The sequence below is a fragment of the Brevundimonas sp. Soil_N_31 genome (assembly GCF_057655995.1).
Genome location: NZ_JBDGLE010000004.1, coordinates 321,160 through 338,147 on the forward strand (window position 1 = coordinate 321,160; position 16,988 = coordinate 338,147).

At 67.8% G+C, this 16,988-nt stretch carries 19 protein-coding genes; 13 read left to right on the forward strand and 6 right to left on the reverse strand.

What is annotated here, in order from left to right; genetic code table 11:
• Window positions 1–29 precede the first annotated feature (29 nt).
• Window positions 30–1,103 (reverse strand): class I SAM-dependent methyltransferase, encoded by a 1,074-nt coding sequence (locus AC3A3G_RS09110; RefSeq protein WP_487488024.1) that lies wholly within the window; start codon window positions 1,101–1,103, stop codon window positions 30–32.
• Window positions 1,104–1,110: 7 nt separating this feature from the next.
• Entirely contained in the window at window positions 1,111–1,983 is an 873-nt protein-coding gene (gene lgt, locus AC3A3G_RS09115) for a prolipoprotein diacylglyceryl transferase (RefSeq protein ID WP_200166121.1), read from the reverse strand.
• Window positions 1,984–2,160: 177 nt separating this feature from the next.
• Here lgt and AC3A3G_RS09120 point away from each other — a divergent pair, with 177 nt between their 5' ends.
• The 3 genes from AC3A3G_RS09120 to AC3A3G_RS09130 all read left to right on the forward strand — a co-directional run bounded on the left by AC3A3G_RS09120 (window position 2,161) and on the right by AC3A3G_RS09130 (window position 3,834).
• On the forward strand, window positions 2,161–2,448 hold the full coding sequence (locus AC3A3G_RS09120; RefSeq protein WP_125901501.1) for an accessory factor UbiK family protein: 288 nt from the start codon (window positions 2,161–2,163) through the stop codon (window positions 2,446–2,448).
• A gap of 79 nt (window positions 2,449–2,527) precedes the next feature.
• Window positions 2,528–3,031, forward strand: a complete 504-nt coding sequence (locus AC3A3G_RS09125; RefSeq protein ID WP_200166124.1) for a type III secretion system chaperone family protein — start codon at window positions 2,528–2,530, stop codon at window positions 3,029–3,031.
• Window positions 3,031–3,834 (forward strand): pyrroline-5-carboxylate reductase family protein, encoded by an 804-nt coding sequence (locus AC3A3G_RS09130; RefSeq protein ID WP_200166126.1) that lies wholly within the window; start codon window positions 3,031–3,033, stop codon window positions 3,832–3,834. Before AC3A3G_RS09125 ends, AC3A3G_RS09130 begins: the two co-directional genes overlap by 1 nt.
• Before the next feature lie 12 nt (window positions 3,835–3,846).
• On the opposite strand, the gene AC3A3G_RS09135 is transcribed toward AC3A3G_RS09130, so the two are convergent.
• The 3 genes from AC3A3G_RS09135 to AC3A3G_RS09145 form a co-directional block, all read right to left on the reverse strand.
• On the reverse strand, window positions 3,847–4,338 hold the full coding sequence (locus tag AC3A3G_RS09135; protein WP_313575973.1) for a hypothetical protein: 492 nt from the start codon (window positions 4,336–4,338) through the stop codon (window positions 3,847–3,849).
• 88 nt (window positions 4,339–4,426) lie between these two features.
• Window positions 4,427–5,785, reverse strand: coding sequence for an ATP-binding protein (locus AC3A3G_RS09140; RefSeq protein WP_487488025.1), 1,359 nt, complete (start codon window positions 5,783–5,785; stop codon window positions 4,427–4,429).
• Between the two features lie 22 nt (window positions 5,786–5,807).
• The gene (locus AC3A3G_RS09145; RefSeq protein ID WP_200166204.1) at window positions 5,808–6,539 is read right to left on the reverse strand and encodes a response regulator; all 732 of its coding nucleotides are present in this window, start codon (window positions 6,537–6,539) and stop codon (window positions 5,808–5,810) included.
• Window positions 6,540–6,627: 88 nt separating this feature from the next.
• On the opposite strand from AC3A3G_RS09145, the gene AC3A3G_RS09150 reads away from it, so the two are divergent.
• The 4 genes from AC3A3G_RS09150 (at window position 6,628) to AC3A3G_RS09165 (ending at window position 10,193) form a co-directional block, all read left to right on the forward strand.
• Window positions 6,628–7,506, forward strand: coding sequence for a branched-chain amino acid aminotransferase (locus tag AC3A3G_RS09150; RefSeq protein WP_487488026.1), 879 nt, complete (start codon window positions 6,628–6,630; stop codon window positions 7,504–7,506).
• Window positions 7,507–7,623: 117 nt separating this feature from the next.
• Entirely contained in the window at window positions 7,624–8,895 is a 1,272-nt protein-coding gene (locus tag AC3A3G_RS09155) for a NupC/NupG family nucleoside CNT transporter (RefSeq protein WP_487488027.1), read from the forward strand.
• Window positions 8,896–8,929: 34 nt separating this feature from the next.
• A complete protein-coding gene (locus AC3A3G_RS09160) occupies window positions 8,930–9,547 on the forward strand; it encodes a glutathione S-transferase family protein (RefSeq protein WP_487488028.1) in 618 nt (205 codons plus the stop codon).
• A 7-nt stretch (window positions 9,548–9,554) separates the two neighbouring features.
• Window positions 9,555–10,193, forward strand: a complete 639-nt coding sequence (locus AC3A3G_RS09165; protein WP_200216183.1) for a YoaK family protein — start codon at window positions 9,555–9,557, stop codon at window positions 10,191–10,193.
• Here the strand turns inward: AC3A3G_RS09165 and AC3A3G_RS09170 are convergent.
• Window positions 10,177–10,611, reverse strand: a complete 435-nt coding sequence (locus tag AC3A3G_RS09170; RefSeq protein WP_003163540.1) for a PaaI family thioesterase — start codon at window positions 10,609–10,611, stop codon at window positions 10,177–10,179. The genes AC3A3G_RS09165 and AC3A3G_RS09170 overlap by 17 nt on opposite strands.
• Window positions 10,612–10,658: 47 nt before the next feature.
• Between AC3A3G_RS09170 and AC3A3G_RS09175 the strand changes: the two genes are divergently transcribed.
• From AC3A3G_RS09175 to fliG, 6 genes are all read left to right on the forward strand, one after another.
• The gene (locus AC3A3G_RS09175; protein WP_200166141.1) at window positions 10,659–10,994 is read left to right on the forward strand and encodes a DUF3253 domain-containing protein; all 336 of its coding nucleotides are present in this window, start codon (window positions 10,659–10,661) and stop codon (window positions 10,992–10,994) included.
• On the forward strand, window positions 10,978–11,583 hold the full coding sequence (locus AC3A3G_RS09180) for a uracil-DNA glycosylase family protein (RefSeq protein WP_200166143.1): 606 nt from the start codon (window positions 10,978–10,980) through the stop codon (window positions 11,581–11,583). The genes AC3A3G_RS09175 and AC3A3G_RS09180 overlap by 17 nt, the downstream gene beginning before the upstream one ends.
• Complete coding sequence (locus AC3A3G_RS09185; protein WP_487488029.1) at window positions 11,580–12,623, forward strand: alpha/beta fold hydrolase; 1,044 nt, start codon at window positions 11,580–11,582, stop codon at window positions 12,621–12,623. The genes AC3A3G_RS09180 and AC3A3G_RS09185 overlap by 4 nt, the downstream gene beginning before the upstream one ends.
• Before the next feature lie 138 nt (window positions 12,624–12,761).
• Window positions 12,762–13,856, forward strand: a complete 1,095-nt coding sequence (locus AC3A3G_RS09190) for a Glu/Leu/Phe/Val family dehydrogenase (protein WP_368925341.1) — start codon at window positions 12,762–12,764, stop codon at window positions 13,854–13,856.
• A 457-nt stretch (window positions 13,857–14,313) separates the two neighbouring features.
• Window positions 14,314–15,951, forward strand: a complete 1,638-nt coding sequence (gene fliF, locus AC3A3G_RS09195; protein WP_200166149.1) for a flagellar basal-body MS-ring/collar protein FliF — start codon at window positions 14,314–14,316, stop codon at window positions 15,949–15,951.
• Window positions 15,951–16,988 (forward strand): flagellar motor switch protein FliG, encoded by a 1,038-nt coding sequence (fliG, locus tag AC3A3G_RS09200; protein ID WP_003163534.1) that lies wholly within the window; start codon window positions 15,951–15,953, stop codon window positions 16,986–16,988. The genes fliF and fliG overlap by 1 nt, the downstream gene beginning before the upstream one ends.

Genomic DNA, 16,988 nt, shown 5'->3' on the forward strand with positions numbered 1-16,988 from the left:
CATCAGGCTCCATCATCGGGCGGGCCGCGTCAGAAGCCCGGCAGGCCCAGCGAACGCGGCGAGAAGATCGCCGCCGCCTTGAACAGTTCGCCCATCTGATCCGGCGCGGTCAGGCGATCCAACTGGCGCTGGATGACCGGGGCGGCTTCGGGGCGTCCCTGCATCAACCGCTGGGCGCGGGCTTCGATCCCCAGCGCCTTGAGGAAGGCGCCCTGGCCGACGCAGCCGGTGACGTCGGCCCCGCCGCGCACGGCGGCCTCCAGCACCAGGGGGAAGTCGGCCCATTGCGTCAGGTCGGCCTCGCCCGGCGTGGACAGGGGATCGACCTTCTGGTGCCGCCGCAGGGCCTGAAGCGTGTCGCCCGCCTCGGGCTTGCTGCGGCCGTAGTCGATCAGCAGGGCGGAGCCGGATGCGGCGCGGATCAGGCTGGCCAGATCGCGGCCGAAGGCAGCCTGTTGTTCCGAAATCTCGATGATCTGGCCCGGTTCGACGTCGAAGCCGGGCGTTTCGAAGCCATCGGCGATGGCGGTCAGGCCGAAGGTCAGCTCATTGTCGTCGGTGACGCCGATGCGGCGCTCGGCCCAGCCGCCCTCGGTCTTGATGAACTGGCGCGCGGGCAGGCAGTCCAGCACCTCATTGGCGATCAGGATGACCGGGGCGTCCGTCTCGACCTTGTTCAGGGCGCTGAGCCAGCGCGGATGCGCGTCGGCGTCGGCCAGGCGTCGGGCCTGTTCGGCGCGCAGCGGCGCGCTGGGCTCGATCAGGATCAGGTCGGCCGCCTGCAGGAAGCCGGGCACCAGCCGCGCCGCGCGCAACACGTCGGACATCAACGTGCCGTCGCCCGGCCCGACCTCGACCAGCCGCACCCGCTCGGGCGCGCCCAGACGGGTCCAGGTTTCGACCGCCCACAGGCCGATCAGTTCGCCGAACATCTGGCTGATCAGCGGGGCGGTGATGAAGTCGCCGCCTTCGCCCAGCGCGGGGCGGGTGGCGTAATAGCCGCCCCTGGGGTCATGCAGGCAGCGTGTGACGTAGTCCGCCACCGTCATCGGCCCGGTCAGCACGATCTCGCGGACCAGCCGGTCCTTGAGCGTCTCCGCCATGATGGTCTTACGCCTCCGTAACGACCGGCTTCTTCAGCGCCCGCCAGATCAGCCAGGCGCCGACCAGCATCATCGGGATCGACAGGATCATGCCCATGGTCAGGCCCAGCGGCAGGTTCTCCAGCCCGGCGTCGGGCTGGCGCACGTTCTCCAGCGCGGCGCGGCAGACGCCGTAGCCCAGCAGGAACAGGCCGGTGACGAAGCCCGGGCGCTTCAGCATCCGCCATTTCCAGATCGCCAGCGACAGGACGACGAACAGCAGCAGGCCCTCCAGCCCCGCCTCATACAGCTGGCTGGGGTGGCGCGGTTCGTTGCCGGCGGGGCAGAAGCCGTACATCTGCTGGATGCGTTCGTTGCAGAAGCGGATGGCCCAGGGGACCGTCGTCTCGCGGCCCCACAGCTCGCCGTTGATGAAGTTGGCGATGCGGCCGAAGAACAGACCCAGCGGCGCGACCGGGGCGATCAGGTCGCCCAGGCTGAGCGGGTTCACCTGTTGGCGCCGGGCGTAGAGGGCGATGGCGATGACCACGCCCAGGAAGCCGCCGTGGAAGCTCATCCCGCCGGTCCATAGCTGCAGCAGTTCCAGTCGCTCGCCCCAGCTGTCGCCGGTGACCAGCTGGGCGAACATCTCCGGCTTGTAGAAGAGGGCGTAGCCGAAACGGCCGCCCAGGATGACGCCGAGCGTGATCCACAGCACCAGGTCGTCCAGTTGCTGTCCGCCGACCGGCGACTTGCCCGGCGCCCACAGGCGCTCCGTCTTGGCCAGGCGCGAGGCGTACCACCAGCCCAGGACGATGCCGGCGATATAGGCCAGCGCGTACCAGCGGATGGGCAAGGGGCCGAGCTGGATCAGTACGGGGTCGAATTCGGGAAAGGGCACGGGGCCTCCTGCGCCTTCAGAAGTTGTCCCTCGTCTAGCAAGCGGGACTGCATTCGTCGCGCGCTTTTCCCGCGAAGCAGTCTATAGGTCGCAGGCAGGTAAGGTTTGGTTTACCCAAATCAATGCACCGTTAACCACGTTTCGGACCGATGGTCCGGGAGTTCTCAAGAGGCCGCCATGCAAACGCGCAATCCCCTCCTTGATGAGTTCGCCAAGCTGACGACCGGCGCCATGGGTCTGGCCCAGGCCGCAGGTGAAGAGGCCAAGGCCGCCTGGCGCGCCCAGGCCGACCGCTTCGTCGCTGAAATGGATCTGGTCCGTCGCGACGAGTTCGACGTGCTGAAGGACGAGATCGCCGCTCTGCGCGCCGAGATCGCGGCGCTGAAGGCTGCGGCTCCGGCTCCGAAGAAGGCCGCCAAGGGATCGTCCACAGACGCCGCTTCAAGCCCGGATTCAGCCGGTTGAGCCGAATCTGCGAACACGCCTACCGTCTTCAAAGGCGCTCATCTGAGTCGCCGTCGCTGCTGAAGAAGTTGAACGCCTGATGGATGCTGTGAGACCCGAAGAGGTCGACCTGCCCTTTGATCCGCTGGATGTGGTCGAACACGTCCTGACGGCGGAGAACCTGCCGTTCGACCGCACGGACGAGGGCGATCTGGCCTTCGCCCTGGCCGGCGACTGGAAAGACTATGAGCTGTGGTTCGCCTGGCGGCCGGAGGGCGACTGCCTTCAGCTGTGCCTGGCGCTGGACCTGCGAGTGGCCAAGACGCGCCGCGCGGCTGCCTATGAACTGGTGTCGATGATCAATCAGCGCACCTGGCTGGGCCATTTCGAGATCTGGCCGGACGAGGGCGAGATCGTCTTCCGTCACGCTCTGGCCCTGCCGCACACCGAGCGCCCGACCCTGGCCCAGGCCGCGTCCATGATCGACGCGGCGGTCGAGGCGGCGGACCGTTATTATCCGGCCTTCGACTTCATGGTGCGCGGCTCCAAGAAGCCGAAGGAAGCCATCGACGCCTGCCTGTTCGAGACCCTGGGCAACGCCTGATGAGCGGTTCCGGACGTCCGATCGTGCTTCAGGGCGTCGGACGCCTGGGCTCGGCCATTCTGGAAGGCTGGCTGGCGACGGGCGCCGTCGACCCGGCCGATCTGATCATCCTGACGCCGTCTGAAAAGCCGGTCGCCGAGGCGGCGCGGGCCAAGGGCGCGCGGATCAATCCGCCGCTGGAGGCGCTGGCGAACGCCCGGGCCTTCGTCATCGGCGTGAAGCCCGCCAAATGGCTGGAGGCGGCGCAGGCCGTCCTGCCGCATCTGGCGCCCGACGCCGTGATCGTCTCGGTCATGGCCGGGGTGCGAGGCGAGACGATCTCTGACGGCTATGACGACCGCCCGGTCGTGCGCGTCATGCCGACGACCGGCGTGGCCCAGGCGCGCGGCGTGGCGACGCTGTGGTCTGCTGACGCCGGCGCCCTGAAGGTCGGGCGCGAACTGTTCGAGCCGATCGCTGAGACGGTCCTGCTCAATGACGAAACGCTGATGCACGCGGCGACGGCGGTGTCCGGCTGTGGCCCGGCCTATTTCTTCGCCTTCACCCGCGCCCTGGCCGAGGCTGGAGAGGCGGAAGGCCTGTCGCCCGAGGCCGCCGCCCGTCTGGCGCGCGCCACCCTGCGTTCGGCTGCGGCGGGGGTGGAGGGCGACGAGGTTCTGAACGCCCTGATCGACCGCGTAGCCTCGCCCGGCGGCGTGACGCAGGCCGGTCTGATCGCCCTCAATGAAAACGGCGCCCTCGACCATTCTGTCGAAAGCGCCGTGAAGGCGGCGGTCGCCAAGTCCACTGAACTCAGCGGCTGATCGTCAGGCGCTTCAGCGCTTGACGAAACGACCCTCGGCCAGGTTGCGGGCCAGGCGGTCATAGGCGCGCTGGGCGTCGGTCCAGGTGGTCGAGCCGCGCGCATCGGCCAGGGTCGGGGTGTAGTAGTCGAACTTGACCGGCTGCACTTCGCCCGAGGCCATGGTCACGGACCCTTCCACCGCAGCGCCGCCGATGGACAGGCTGCGCATGGAGTCCAGGCCGGGCTTGTCGCCCAGTTGCTGCATCGTCGGACGATTGGGCTTCAGGTCGGTGATGACCAGTTCCACGCGAGCGCCGTCCAGGGCGTTGCGATCCGTCAGCACGCGTTCGACGGTGCGGGTCAGGTCGCTGACCTGTTGTTGGACATCGCGTTCGCCCAGTTCTTGGGCGGTCTTGGCGAAGTCGGGGCTGACCGTCACGACGACGGCCGAGGGTTGAGCCGCGGCTGCGCCGGAGACGGCGAGGGCGGCGGCGAGCGGCGCAAGGAAAGCAATACGACGCATAGTACGGACTCCTGATTCCAGGCCCCCCTGGAACACGGGACAAGATGGCGACGATTTTACGGTTCCGCTAGAGGCGACGGTCAAAGATCTAGGCGGCGCGACGATCCGCCGGCAGCCGGATCGACGCCTTCAGCCCGCCCAGGTCGCTGCGGCCCAGAATGATGTCGCCGCCGTGGCCGCGCGCCACGTCCCGCGCCACGGCCAGGCCCAGGCCCACCCCCTTGCGGTTCTGATTGCGCGAGGCGTCCAGGCGCGAGAAGGGGCGGAAGGCTTCTTCGTGCATGTCGTCCGGAATGCCGGGGCCGTCGTCCTCGACCACGATCTCCAGTCCGCCGGAGGGCAGGGGGCGGGCCGACAGCCGTACCTTTTCGCCGTGGGAGGCGGCGTTGCCGACCAGGTTGTTGATCGCCCGGCGGAAGGCCAGGGGGCGGGCCAGCATGTTGAGATCGTCGGGCGTCTCGACCTCGGCCACGGCGCCGGAGCGACCGGCGTTCTCGGCGGCGCGGCGCAGCATTTCGGGCACGGAGATCGTCTGCATCGCCTCGCCCGCTTCGCCGCGCGCGAAGGCGAGGTATTCGTCGATCATATGCTCCATCTCGTCCAGGTCGCCCTTCATCGCCTCGGCGCGCTTGAACGGCGGGGCCAGGGCCAGTTCGAGGCGCAGCCGGGTCAGGGGCGTGCGCAGGTCGTGGCTGACCGAGGCCAGCAGGGCGGTGCGCTGATCGATGTGCCGCTGGATGCGGGCGCGCATGTCCAGGAAGGCGGTGGCGGCGGCCCGCACCTCGCGCGCGCCGTGAGGCTTGAAGCGCGGCACGCTCTCGCCTCGGCCGAAAGCCTCGGCGGCGGAGGCAAGGCGCTCGATGGCGCGCACCTGGTTGCGGATGAACAGCACCGCCACGCCGAGCAGCAGGATGGTGGCGATCATCAGCCACAGGACGAAGATGTGGGCCTGGGTCGCCACGGCCCGTTCACGCGGGGCGATGACGCGCAGCACGCCGCTCGCCTCCTGCACTCGGATGTCGACATAGGCGGGGTAGCGGGTGGTGTCGAACCAGAAGGGCTGGTCCAGTCGCGAGGCCAGGGCCTTCTCCAGCGTTCGGTCGACCAGACCCAGGGCGCCGCGCCGTTCTTCCTGCGGAAGAGACGCTTCGGGCTGGAAGGCGATGGACAACTGCATCGACCGTTCGGCGCGCTCGGAGATCAGGGCCAGGTTCTGGGGCGAGGGATCGTCGCGATAGCTTTCGGCCGCCCAGGCCACGTCGCCGGCAAGACCCTCGGACAGACGCGCCGTCACCGCCTGCCAGTGGGCGTCGAAGAAGGCCCAGGTCACCGCCGCCTGCATGATCAAAACCGGCAGGACGATGATCAGCAGCGACCGGCCCCACAGGGAGGTCGGCACCCGGCGCTTGATCCATCGCGTCCAGACGTTGAACGGCATCAGCCGCATGGGCGATATTCCGATCCGAGTCTCAGTCCGGGGCCAGCATATAGCCGACGCCGCGCACAGTCTGCAGATAGCGCGGGTTCTTCGGATCGGCTTCCAGCTTGCGGCGCAGGCGCGTCACCTGCACGTCCACGGCGCGGCCGGTCACATCGGCCGTGTCGGGCGACAGGGTCATGCGCTCGACCGGCGAATGGGCGTGGATGGCCAGGGTCTTGAGCAACTGCGCTTCGGCCTCGGTCAGACGCTGCAGCACGCCGTCACGCGTGAGCTCCAGCCGCTCCATGTCAAAGACCGCCGGACCCATATGGATCTCTTTCGGCGTCATCAGCTTGCCGCCCGTGCGGCGCAGGATGGCGTCGACGCGCAGCGCCAATTCACGCGGGTCGAAGGGCTTGGACATATAGTCGTCGGCGCCGCGCGACAGGCCCTCGATCCGATCGTCGGGGTCGCCCTTGGCGGTCAGCAGCAGCACGGGCGTCTTGGACAGGGCCGCCTGGCTGCGGATCCAGGTGGTCAGGTCGAATCCGCTCTCGCCCGGCATCATCACGTCCAGCACGATCAGGTCGAATTCGATCAACTCGATCATTCGACGCGCGGCGCCCGCATGGGCGGCTCCGGTGACGCGATAGCCCTCGCGGCTCAGGAATTCCTTGAGCAGTTCGCGGATACGGTCGTCGTCATCGACGACCAGAAGGTGCCGTCCGCTGCCCGCCGGAGCGATGGGGCCCGAGCGGCCGTTGGGGCGCGGATCGATCATGCTCACTGCGAATCTCCTCGCGAGACGCCGTTGACGCGGACGCGCGACGGGCGTCTAGATAAATATCTTGCGCAGGAGACGTTCTTCAATGGCCTTCGTTCCTTTCGACGATCGTGACGGATGGATCTGGTTTGATGGAGAATTCGTTCCCTGGCGGGAGGCGAAAACGCACGTTCTGACCCATGGCCTTCACTACGGCTCGTCGGTGTTCGAGGGTGAGCGTATGTATGGCGGTGAAATCTTCAAGCTGACCGCGCACAGCGAACGCCTGAAGCGCTCCGCCGAGCTGCTCGACTTCGAGATTCCCTATAGCGTGGCCGAGATCGACGCCGCCTGCAAGGAAACCTGCGCGCGCAACGGCCTGATCGACTGCTATATCCGCCCCGTCGCCTATCTGGGGCCGGAACAGCTCAGCGTCACCGCCAAGAACAGCAAGGTCCACCTGGCGATCGCCGCCTGGGAATGGCCCAGCTATTTCGACCCCGAGGTCAAGAAGAAGGGCATCGCCCTGGAGTGGGCCAAGTGGCGCCGCCCCGATCCGGCCACGGCGCCGTCGACGGCCAAGGCGGCCGGCCTCTACATGATCTGCACCATGTCCAAGACGGCGGCCGAGAAGCGCGGCTTCGCCGACGCCCTGATGCTGGACTGGCGCGGCTATGTGGCCGAGGCGACCGGCGCCAACGTCTTCTTCGTCCAGAACGGCGCCCTGCACACGCCGCGCGTCGATCACATCCTGGACGGCATCACCCGCCAGACCGTCATCGAAATGGCCCAGGCGCGGGGGATCGAGGTCGTGGTCCGCGACATTCTGCCGGAAGAGCTGGGCGACTTCTCCGAATGCTTCCTGACCGGCTCGGCCGCCGAGGTGACGCCGGTGGGTCAGGTCGGCGACTATCGCTTCACGCCGGGCGCGCTGTCGCTGAGCCTGATGGACGACTACGGCAAGCTGGTGCGCGGGACGCTCTAGTCTCCCTCTCCCATCGGGAGAGGGTTTTTCATTGCCCCCTTGCCAGCGGCGTTCTGCTGTCGTTGATGCGCACTGAAGAAGCCGGCTCCCATAGCGCCGGTCGCGGAGCCGCCTTTCATGTTCAGCCTCCTGAACCTCCAGAGCCTGTTCGGCCTGGTCGTCATCGTCGCCGTCTGCTGGGCGATTTCCGAGAACCGCTGCGCCTTTCCGTGGCGGCTGGCGATCGGGGCGGTGCTGGTGCAGGCGGCGCTGGTGCTGGCGACCTTCGCCATTCCGGGCTCGCAGGTGGTGCTGGACGGCATCAACAATGCGGTGAAGGGGCTGGAGCTGGCGACCGCAGAGGGGACGCGCTTCGTCTTCGGCTATCTGGCGGGCGGGGATCAGCCCTACGCCGTCGCCAATGAGGGCGCCCTGTTCACCTTCGCCTTCAATGTGCTGCCGCTGATCCTGGTGATCTCGGCCCTGTCGGCCCTGCTGTGGCACTGGAAGATCCTGAAGTGGATCACGCTCGGCTTCGGCTTCCTGTTCCAGCGGACCATGGGGCTGGGCGGCGCCTCGGCCCTGGCGGTGGCGGCCAACGTCTTCCTGGGCATGATCGAAAGCCCGATCGTCATCCGCGCCTATCTGGACAAGCTGAGCCGGTCCGAGGTCTTTCTGATGATGGTGGTCGGTCTGGCCACAGTCGCCGGCTCGACCATGGTGGCCTATGCGACCATTCTGTCGCCGGTGCTGACCAATGCGGCGGGCCACGTCCTGGTGGCCTCCATCGTCTCGGCGCCCGCCGGCATCCTGCTGGCCCGCGTCATCATTCCGGAAAAGCCGGGCGAGGGCGGGGCGGTCGCCGACTACAACTCGGCGCTGAAGTACGACAGCGCCGTCGACGCCATCGTGAAAGGCACGTCCGACGGCCTGATGGTGGTGCTGAACATCTCGGCCGTGCTGATCGTCTTCGTGGCCCTGGTGGCTCTGGCCAACGTCATCCTGGGCGGCTTCGTCATCGCCGGAGAGCCGCTGACAATCGAGCGCATCCTGGGCGTGCTGTTCGCCCCCGTGGCCTGGCTGACCGGCGTGGAATGGGCCGACGCCCAGAAGGCGGGCTGGCTGCTGGGCGTCAAGCTGACCCTGACCGAGTTCGTCGCCTTCATCGAGCTGGGCAAGGTGCCCGCCGCAGAGATGAGCGAGCGCACGCGGATGCTGATGACCTACGCCCTGTGCGGCTTCGCCAACATCGGCTCGGTCGGCATCACCGTCACCGGCCTGTCGGTGCTGATGCCCGAACGCCGCGAGGAGGTGCTGGGCATGGTGTGGAAGGCGCTGCTGGCGGGCTTCCTGGCCACGCTGATGACGGCCTGCATCGTGGGGGCCTTGCCCGCCGCCGTCTTCGCCTAGTAGCGTTCCGAGGGCAGCCGAAGGGAACCCTCTGATGAAGCTCTATGAAAGCCGCCGCGCGCCCAATCCGCGCCGCGTCCGCTGGGTCATGGCGGAAAAGGGCGTGACCGACGTCGAGCGCGTCGAGATCGAGCTTCTGGCGGGCGAGCACCGCACGCCGGTCTATCGCGCCAAGTTCGGCGTGCCGCACGTTCCTGCGCTGGAGCTGGACGACGGAACCTGCCTGACGGAATCCATCGCCATCTGCCGCTATCTGGAGGCCCTGCATCCCGAGCCGAACCTGTTCGGCCGCGACCCCAAGGAGCAGGCGATCATCGAGATGTGGATGCGCCGGTGCGAGATGTATCTGGCCAATCCGATGATGCTGAACGTGCGCTTCACCCACCCGGCCCTGGCCGCGCTGGAGGCGCCCCAGCCGCAGGTCGCCGAATACAACCGCCTGGGCGCCGAGCGCTTCATGAAGACGCTGGATCGCCACCTGGCGGAGCATGAGTTCATCGCCGCCGACCGCTTCACCATCGCCGACATCGTCGGGGCCGTGGGGCTGGATTTCGCCCGCCTGGTCAAATACCGCCCGCCGGAGGAGCTGACCCACCTGGCCCGCTGGCTGGAGACGTGCCGCGCCCGTCCGGCGGCGGCGGCGGGGATGTGAGTCTGTCTTGCGGACTCTGACGGCGCCGGATCGCGGGCTGGCTATGATGCTGGCGGGGCTGGCGGGCTATGTCGACAGCCTGGGCTTTCTGCATCTGGGCGGGGTGTTCGTCTCCTTCATGAGCGGCAACACCACCCGCCTGGCCGTCAACCTGGCCGAAGGGCGGTGGCTGGCGGCGGGCGCGGTGGCGGGCGTCCTGCTGCTGTTCGTGCTGGGCGCCATGCTCGGGGCCTTGGTCGCGGGCGGCGAGGGGGCGCGCTCGCGCAGCCGGGTGCTGGCGGTCGAGGCGGCGCTGCTGGCTGGGGCCGCCGTGGCGGCGGGGGCGGGGATCGCGCCCCTGGCGATCGGCCTGATGGTCCTGGCCATGGCGGTCGAGAACTCGGTCTTCCTGCGCGACGGCGAGGTCGGGGTCAGCCTGACCTATATGACCGGAACCCTGATCAAGACCGGCCACGCCCTGGCCGCGGCCGTGCGCGGCGGCGACCGCTGGGCGTTCCGGGCCTATATGGCGCTGTGGTCGGGGCTGGCCGGAGGCGCGCTGATGGGCGCGGTCGTCTATGGCCGCCTAGGACTGATCGCCCTGTGGCCGGCGGCCGCCGTCGCCATGGCTCTGGCGCTAGGCGTACGGTTCAACCGCGCGGCGTGAACTTCCGGATCACGCCCGAGAAGGTCATCAGCAGCCGCTCGCCGGTGGTGATCTGGCCGCGCACGAAGATCAGGCTCTTGCCCGCCTTGGTCACCTGGCCGGTCGCCTCGATCAGTTCGCCCACATAGGCGCCGTCGATGAAGGTGGAGTCGAGCTGCACCGTCACGCCCGAGGCGCCCTCCATCTCCTGATAGGCGATCTGGAACATGGCGATGTCGGCGAAGGTCATCAGGCAGCCGCCGTGCATCCGGCCGCCGGCGTTCATGTGCTTCTGCTCGGCGCGGAAGGCGCAGCGCATGTGCCCATCGGGATCGGGCTTGCCGTAGAAGGGCCCCACCACCACGTCGAAGGTGTCGCGCAGGTCATAGGTCTGCCAGCCGGCGAACTCGCCCTCGGTGACGGTGATTATTTCGGCCATGTCGGTTTTGCCTTCTTTCCGATCTCGCGGTGCAGCATATAGCGCCTATGAGCGATCCAATCGAAGCGGCCATTTTCGAAAAACTGGCCAAGGCCGACCCCAAGAACGTCGGCGGCAAGAGCATTGAACCGGCCGACGTGGCCAAGGAACTGCAGCCCGAGCAGTGGCAACGCCTGCTGCCCAAGGTGAAGGCGACGGCCCTGGGCCTGATGCGTCAGGGCAAGCTGACCATCACCAAGAAGGGCAAGGCGGTCGATCCCAACAACTTCCGCGGCGTGATCCGCCTGCGCCTGCCGACCGAGGCCGAGACGGCCGCGGCCCAAGAAGCGGCGAACAGGGCGGCCCTGCCGCCGGTCGAAGCTTCGGATGACGATTTCGACTGAACCGGACAACGGCCTGGACGCGCTGCTGGCCGAGATCCGCGCCTGCCGGGCGTGTCTGGGCCAGTTGCCCCACACGCCGCGCCCGGTGGTCATGGTCGCGCCTGCGACGCGCCTGCTGATCTGCGGCCAGGCGCCCGGGCGGCGAGTGCATGAAAGCGGTCTGCCCTTCACCGACCCGTCCGGCGTTCGCCTGCGCGACTGGATGGGGGTGGATGAAGCGACCTTCTACGGCGATCCGCGCCTCGGCGTGGCGGCGCAGGCCTTCTGTTTCCCCGGCACCCATCCCAAGGGCGGCGACTATCCGCCGCCGCGCCGTTGCGCCGAACTGTGGCGGCCGCGCCTGCTGGCCGAACTGCCGAAGGTCGAACTGACTCTGCTGGTCGGCGGCTACGCCCAGGCCTGGGCTCTGGGCGCGGCGGCCAAGGCCAACATGACCGAGACGGTCCGCGCCTGGCGCGACTACGCCCCTGCTGTCCTGCCCCTGCCGCACCCGTCGTGGCGCAATACGGCCTGGCTGAAGAAAAACCCGTGGTTTGAAGCCGAGGTTCTGCCCTACCTTCGTCAGCGGACAGCGGAGATACTGGCGTGAAGATTTGGCAGGGCGGATTGGCGGCGGTCCTCATGGCGCTTTCCCTGGGCCTGAGCGCCTGCGCCACGCCGCACGTCCAGCCGCCGCTGACGCCGCCCAACGGGTTCAACGGGCCGCACATCGAGACGGGAACCCTGGGACGCGGCGCCTTTGTGGTGCAGGACGGGGCGCGGCTGCCCTATCTGCGCTGGAGCCCTGAAGGGCAGGCGCCTTGGGCCGTCATCGTCGCCCTGCACGGCTTCAACGACCACTACGCCTCCTTCCGCTTCGCCGGGCCGTGGTGGGCGCAGCGGGGCATCGAGACCTGGGCCTATGACCAGCGCGGCTTCGGCCTGGCCCCGAACCGGGGCCAGTTCGCGGCCGAAAGTCTGACCAGTCAGGATCTGCGCACCATCGTCGCCCTGGTTCGGGCCGAGCGGCCGAACGCCCTGATCGTGGTGGCGGGCGAAAGCATGGGCGGCTCCTCGACCATCGCCGCTTTCGGCTCCGACGCGCCGCCGGACGCGGATCGGGTGGTGCTGATGGCGCCTGGCGTCTGGGGCTGGTCCAGCCAGAGCGCCTTCAATAGCGCGGGCCTGTGGACCGCCGCGCGCATGATGGGGGCCAAGCGGGTCGAGCCGCCGTCCTTCGCCGTGCGCGACATCCGCGCCTCGGACAATACGCTGGAACTGATCCGCAACGGCCGCGACCCCCTGTCGATCCTGTCGACGCGGTTCGATTCCCTGTACGGCCTGGTCGATCTGATGGAGACGGCGACCCAGCGTCTGGGCCGGGTCGAGAAGCCGACCCTGCTGCTCTATGGTGCGCACGATCAGATCATCACCAAACGCCCCATGCGCCGCGCCCTGGAGCAGGCGGGCGAGCGGTCGAACCTGACGACGGGCTATTACGCCGACGGCTGGCACATCCTGAACCGCGACCTTCAGGCCGAGATCGTTTTCGCCGACGTCGAGGCCTGGCTGCGCGACTCGACTCGGCCCCTGCCGTCCGGCGCGCCGGCGGTCCTGCCCGCGTTGCAGGCTGATCCCAAGGCGCGCTGAACGCAAAACCTGCGGAAAGCGGAGGCGTTTTCCGCATGTTTCCTAGAACCCTGGCGCGGCTGCATGGTGATGCTTGCCGTTTGGTCAGGCTGCGCGTATGTCCTTCCGCACAAAAAAGTACCCCAGGAAAGGCCTGTCATGGGCAAGACGCTGTTTGATTCTCCTTCTTTCTCGAACCATGAAGGCGTCCACGCCTTCTATGACGAGAAAACCGGCCTGAAGGCGATTGTTGCGGTGCACTCGACCGCGCGCGGTCCGGCCGTCGGCGGCACCCGCATGTGGAACTACGCCACCGCCGCCGAGGCGCTGGAAGACGTGCTGCGCCTGTCCAAAGGCATGAGCTACAAGAACGCCGTCGCGGATCTGGAGATGGGCGGCGGCAAGTCGGTCATCATCGGCGACAGCCGCACCCAGAAGTCGCCTGAGCTGTTCCACGCCTTCGGTCGCTATCTGAACGGCCTGGGCGGTCACTACTACGCCGCCGAAGACGTCGGCACCTCGGTCGAGGATATCGCCGAAGCCCGCAAGGTCACCGAATTCGTCCTGGGCTTGAAGGACGGCCCGGAAGCCTCGGGCGATCCCAGCCCGGTCACGGCCGAGGGCGTGTTCCGCTCGAACCTGGTCGTCGCGCGTCGCCTGTTCAACCAGAACGACATGACCGGCCTGACCGTCGCCCTGCAGGGCGTGGGTCACGTCGGCGCCTATCTGGCCGACATGCTGCACAAGGCCGGCGCCAAGCTGATCATCACCGACGTCAACCAGGCCAACCTGGAAGCCGTCGCCGCCAAGACCGGCGCGGAGATCGTCGCCCCGGACGCCATCTATGACGTCGCCGCCGACATCTACGCCCCGTGCGCCCTGGGCGCGACCCTGAACCCGCAGACGCTGGACCGTCTGAAGGTCAAGGCCGTCTGCGGCGCCGCCAACAACCAGCTGGCCACGGCCGACATCGGCGACGAACTGTTCAAGCGCGGCATCCTGTATGCGCCGGACTACGTCATCAACGGCGGCGGCATCATCAACGTCGCCTCGGAAATGAACGCTCGTCAGACCGGCGGCGCCTATGACGCCTCGTGGGTCGAAGGCAAGCTGTCGCGCCTGATGGAGACCTTCGAGGAAATCCTCGAGCGTTCGGTCGCCGAGAACAAGCCGACCCACCTGATCGCCGACGCCATCGCCGAGGCCCGCATCCAGGCCGCCGCCGACAAGAAGGCCGCGGCCCTAAAGATCTAAAGTTTGAAGGTCTGATCGACCTTTGACCAGCTAGCCTGCCTCTCTCGGGAGGCGGGCGGGCGCCGGGGGGCGCCGAAGGGGGTGCGGGACGCGATGGTCCCGCAGCCCCTTTTTTCTTTTGCGGTGTGCATGATCCCTCTCCCGGCGGGAGAGGGCTTGAGCCTCCAAGAGCCGTAGGCGATTGGTTAAGGCGAAAGGGTGAGGGGCTTGTCCCAGCAGTCGGCGCAAGCCGCCGCGCAGACGCATCAACCGCGAACCCTCACCCTTTGGCTGCTACGCGCCGCCCTGCGGGTCGCGCCAGAACGATCGCTGCGCTCTCGTGCGCTCAAGCCCTCTCCCATCGGGAGAGGGCAGGATTCCCATCTCTTTAACGCCTCTTAACGCCGCATTTACCATCCAGGCGGCAGTTTCTGCCTAGCGGGTTCGGTTCGTCCCGCGTGTGCAGGGGCGATGGCGCGTGGGCGGCTTCACGGAAGCTTTGAAAAGGTTCGGCATCGGACGCCTGGCCGCCATCCTGGGCGTGGCTGCGGGCGTGGCCGCCGTGCTGGTCGCCGTCATGCTGCGCGTGGGCCAGGCGCCGGACGCCTTGCTCTATTCCAACCTCGACCTGCGCGAAGCCTCCGAAATCAGCGCCGCCCTGGATCAGGCGGGCATCAAATATTCCTCCAAGGGCGACGGCTCGACCATCTTCGTCAGCCGCGACGAGGTGGGCACGGCGCGCCTGATGCTGGCGGGCAAGGGGCTCGTGACCTCGGGCAGCGTCGGCTACGAGATATTCGACAACCAATCGGTGCTGGGCCAGACCGAGTTCCAGCAGAACCTGAACGAGCAGCGCGCCCTGCAGGGCGAACTGGCGCGCACCATCATGTCGATGCGCGGCATCTCTTCGGCCCGCGTCCACATCACCATGCCGCGTCGCGAGATGTTCCAGGCCGCCGCCATCGACCCGACCGCCGCCGTGGTGGTGGGTCTGTCGGGTCGCGACCTGTCGGCCGATCAGGTGCGGGCCATCCGCAACGTCGTCGCCTCGTCCGTGCCGAACCTGAAGCCGGACAAGGTCACGGTGACGGACCAGGCCAACCGCACCCTGGCGGCCGGGTCTGAGGACACGGGCTTCACCTCGGCCACCGCCGAGGCGTCCAAGGCCTCGACCGAGGCCCAGATGCAGGCCCGCATCAAGGACATCGTCGAGGGCGTCGTCGGCGCCGGCGCCGCCCGCGTCCAGGTCACGGCCGACATCGACCACAGCCGCTCGACCACCCAGGAGCAGAAGTTCGATCCGGACGGCCAGGTCGTTCGTTCGACCTCGACCAACGGCAGCCAGTCGCAGGACACGACCGGCCAGCAGGACGGCGGCGTCACCGCCACCAACAACATTCCCGGCGGCGAGGCCCCGAACACCACGCCGATCGGCTCCACCAACTCGGAAAACACCGAGACGACCAACTACGAAATCTCCAACACCACCACCACGACGGTGAAGGAGCCGGGCGAGGTCAAGAAGCTGTCGGTCTCGGTCGCGGTCGACGGCAAATACACCCCCGCCGCCGACGGCAAGGGCGAGCCCGCCTACGCCGCCCGCACGGCCGAGGAAGTGCAGCAGATCAAGGCCCTAGTCGCCGCCGCCGTCGGCATCGACGAGACGCGCGGCGACAAGCTGGAGGTCGTCAACGTCCGCTTCAACCGCGAGCCGTCCGCTGCGCCGGGCGCCGAGGAAGGCTCCTCGATGTTCGCCTTCGACAAGAACGACATCATGCGCGGGGTCGAGTTGCTGATCCTGGCCGTCACCGGCTTCGTGCTGGTCTTCTTCGTCCTGCGTCCGCTGTTGAAGGCGGCGACCGGGCCTGGCGGCGCGCCCGCCCTGGTCGGCGCCGGCGGCATTCCCGTCACCGCCCTGGACACCCAGATCGTCGGCGGAACCCTGCCGGGCGGCGCGCCCATGCTGGCGGGCCCCAGCGACATGGAGCAGCGCATCGACATCGCCCGTATCGAGGGTCAGGTGAAGGCCTCCTCCATCAAGAAGGTCGCCGATTTCGTCGACAGCCACCCAGAGGAATCCACGGCGATCCTGCGCTCGTGGATGCATGAAAGCTGATGGCGGCGCGGTTGGTGTCCAAGGGTGCGGCGGTCGACGACGCCAAGAAGCTGACGGGGCCTGAAAAGGCCGCCGTCGTTCTGCTGTCTCTGGGCGAAGAGCATACCGCCCTGTGGCAGCAGCTCGACGATGAAGAGATCAAGGAGGTCTCTCAGGCTATGGCGGGGCTGGGCACCGTCACCGCCGCCGTGGTCGAAGAGGTGCTGGTCGAGTTCGTCTCCGGCATCGGCGGGTCCGGCTCGCTGATGGGCTCCTATGAGCAGACGCAGCGCCTGCTGGCCTCCTTCATGCCCGGCGATCGCGTCGAGGCCCTGATGGAGGAGATCCGCGGTCCGGCGGGCCGGACCATGTGGGACAAGCTCGGCAATGTGAACGAGGCCGTGCTCGCCAACTATCTGAAGAACGAATATCCGCAGACGGTCGCGGTCGTTCTGTCGAAGATCAAGCCGGACCACGCCTCGCGCGTGCTGACGGCCCTGCCCGAGGACTTCGCCCTGGAATGCGTCCAGCGCATGCTGCGCATGGAGCCGGTGCAGCGCGACATTCTCGACAAGATCGAACAGACCCTGCGCAGCGAGTTCATGTCCAACCTGGCGCGCACGTCCAAGCGCGACAGCCATGAGCTGATGGCCGATATCTTCAACAGCTTCGACCGCCAGACCGAGGCGCGCTTCATCGGCGCGCTGGAGGAACGCAACCGCGATGCGGCCGAGCGTATCCGCGCCCTGATGTTCGTGTTCGAGGATCTGTCGCGCCTCGATCCGGGCGGGGTGCAGACCCTGCTGCGCGCGGTCGAGAAGGACCAGCTGGGGCTGGCGCTGAAGGGCGCTTCGGACCCCCTGCGCGAAATGTTCTTCTCCAACATGTCCGAGCGCGCCTCGAAGATCATGCGCGAGGACATGGATTCCATGGGGCCTGTCCGCCTCAAGGACGTCGACAACGCCCAGATGGCCATGGTCCAGGTGGCCAAGGATCTGGCGGCGCGCGGCGACATCATGCTGGCCGGCCAGGGCGGCGACGACGAGTTGATCTACTGA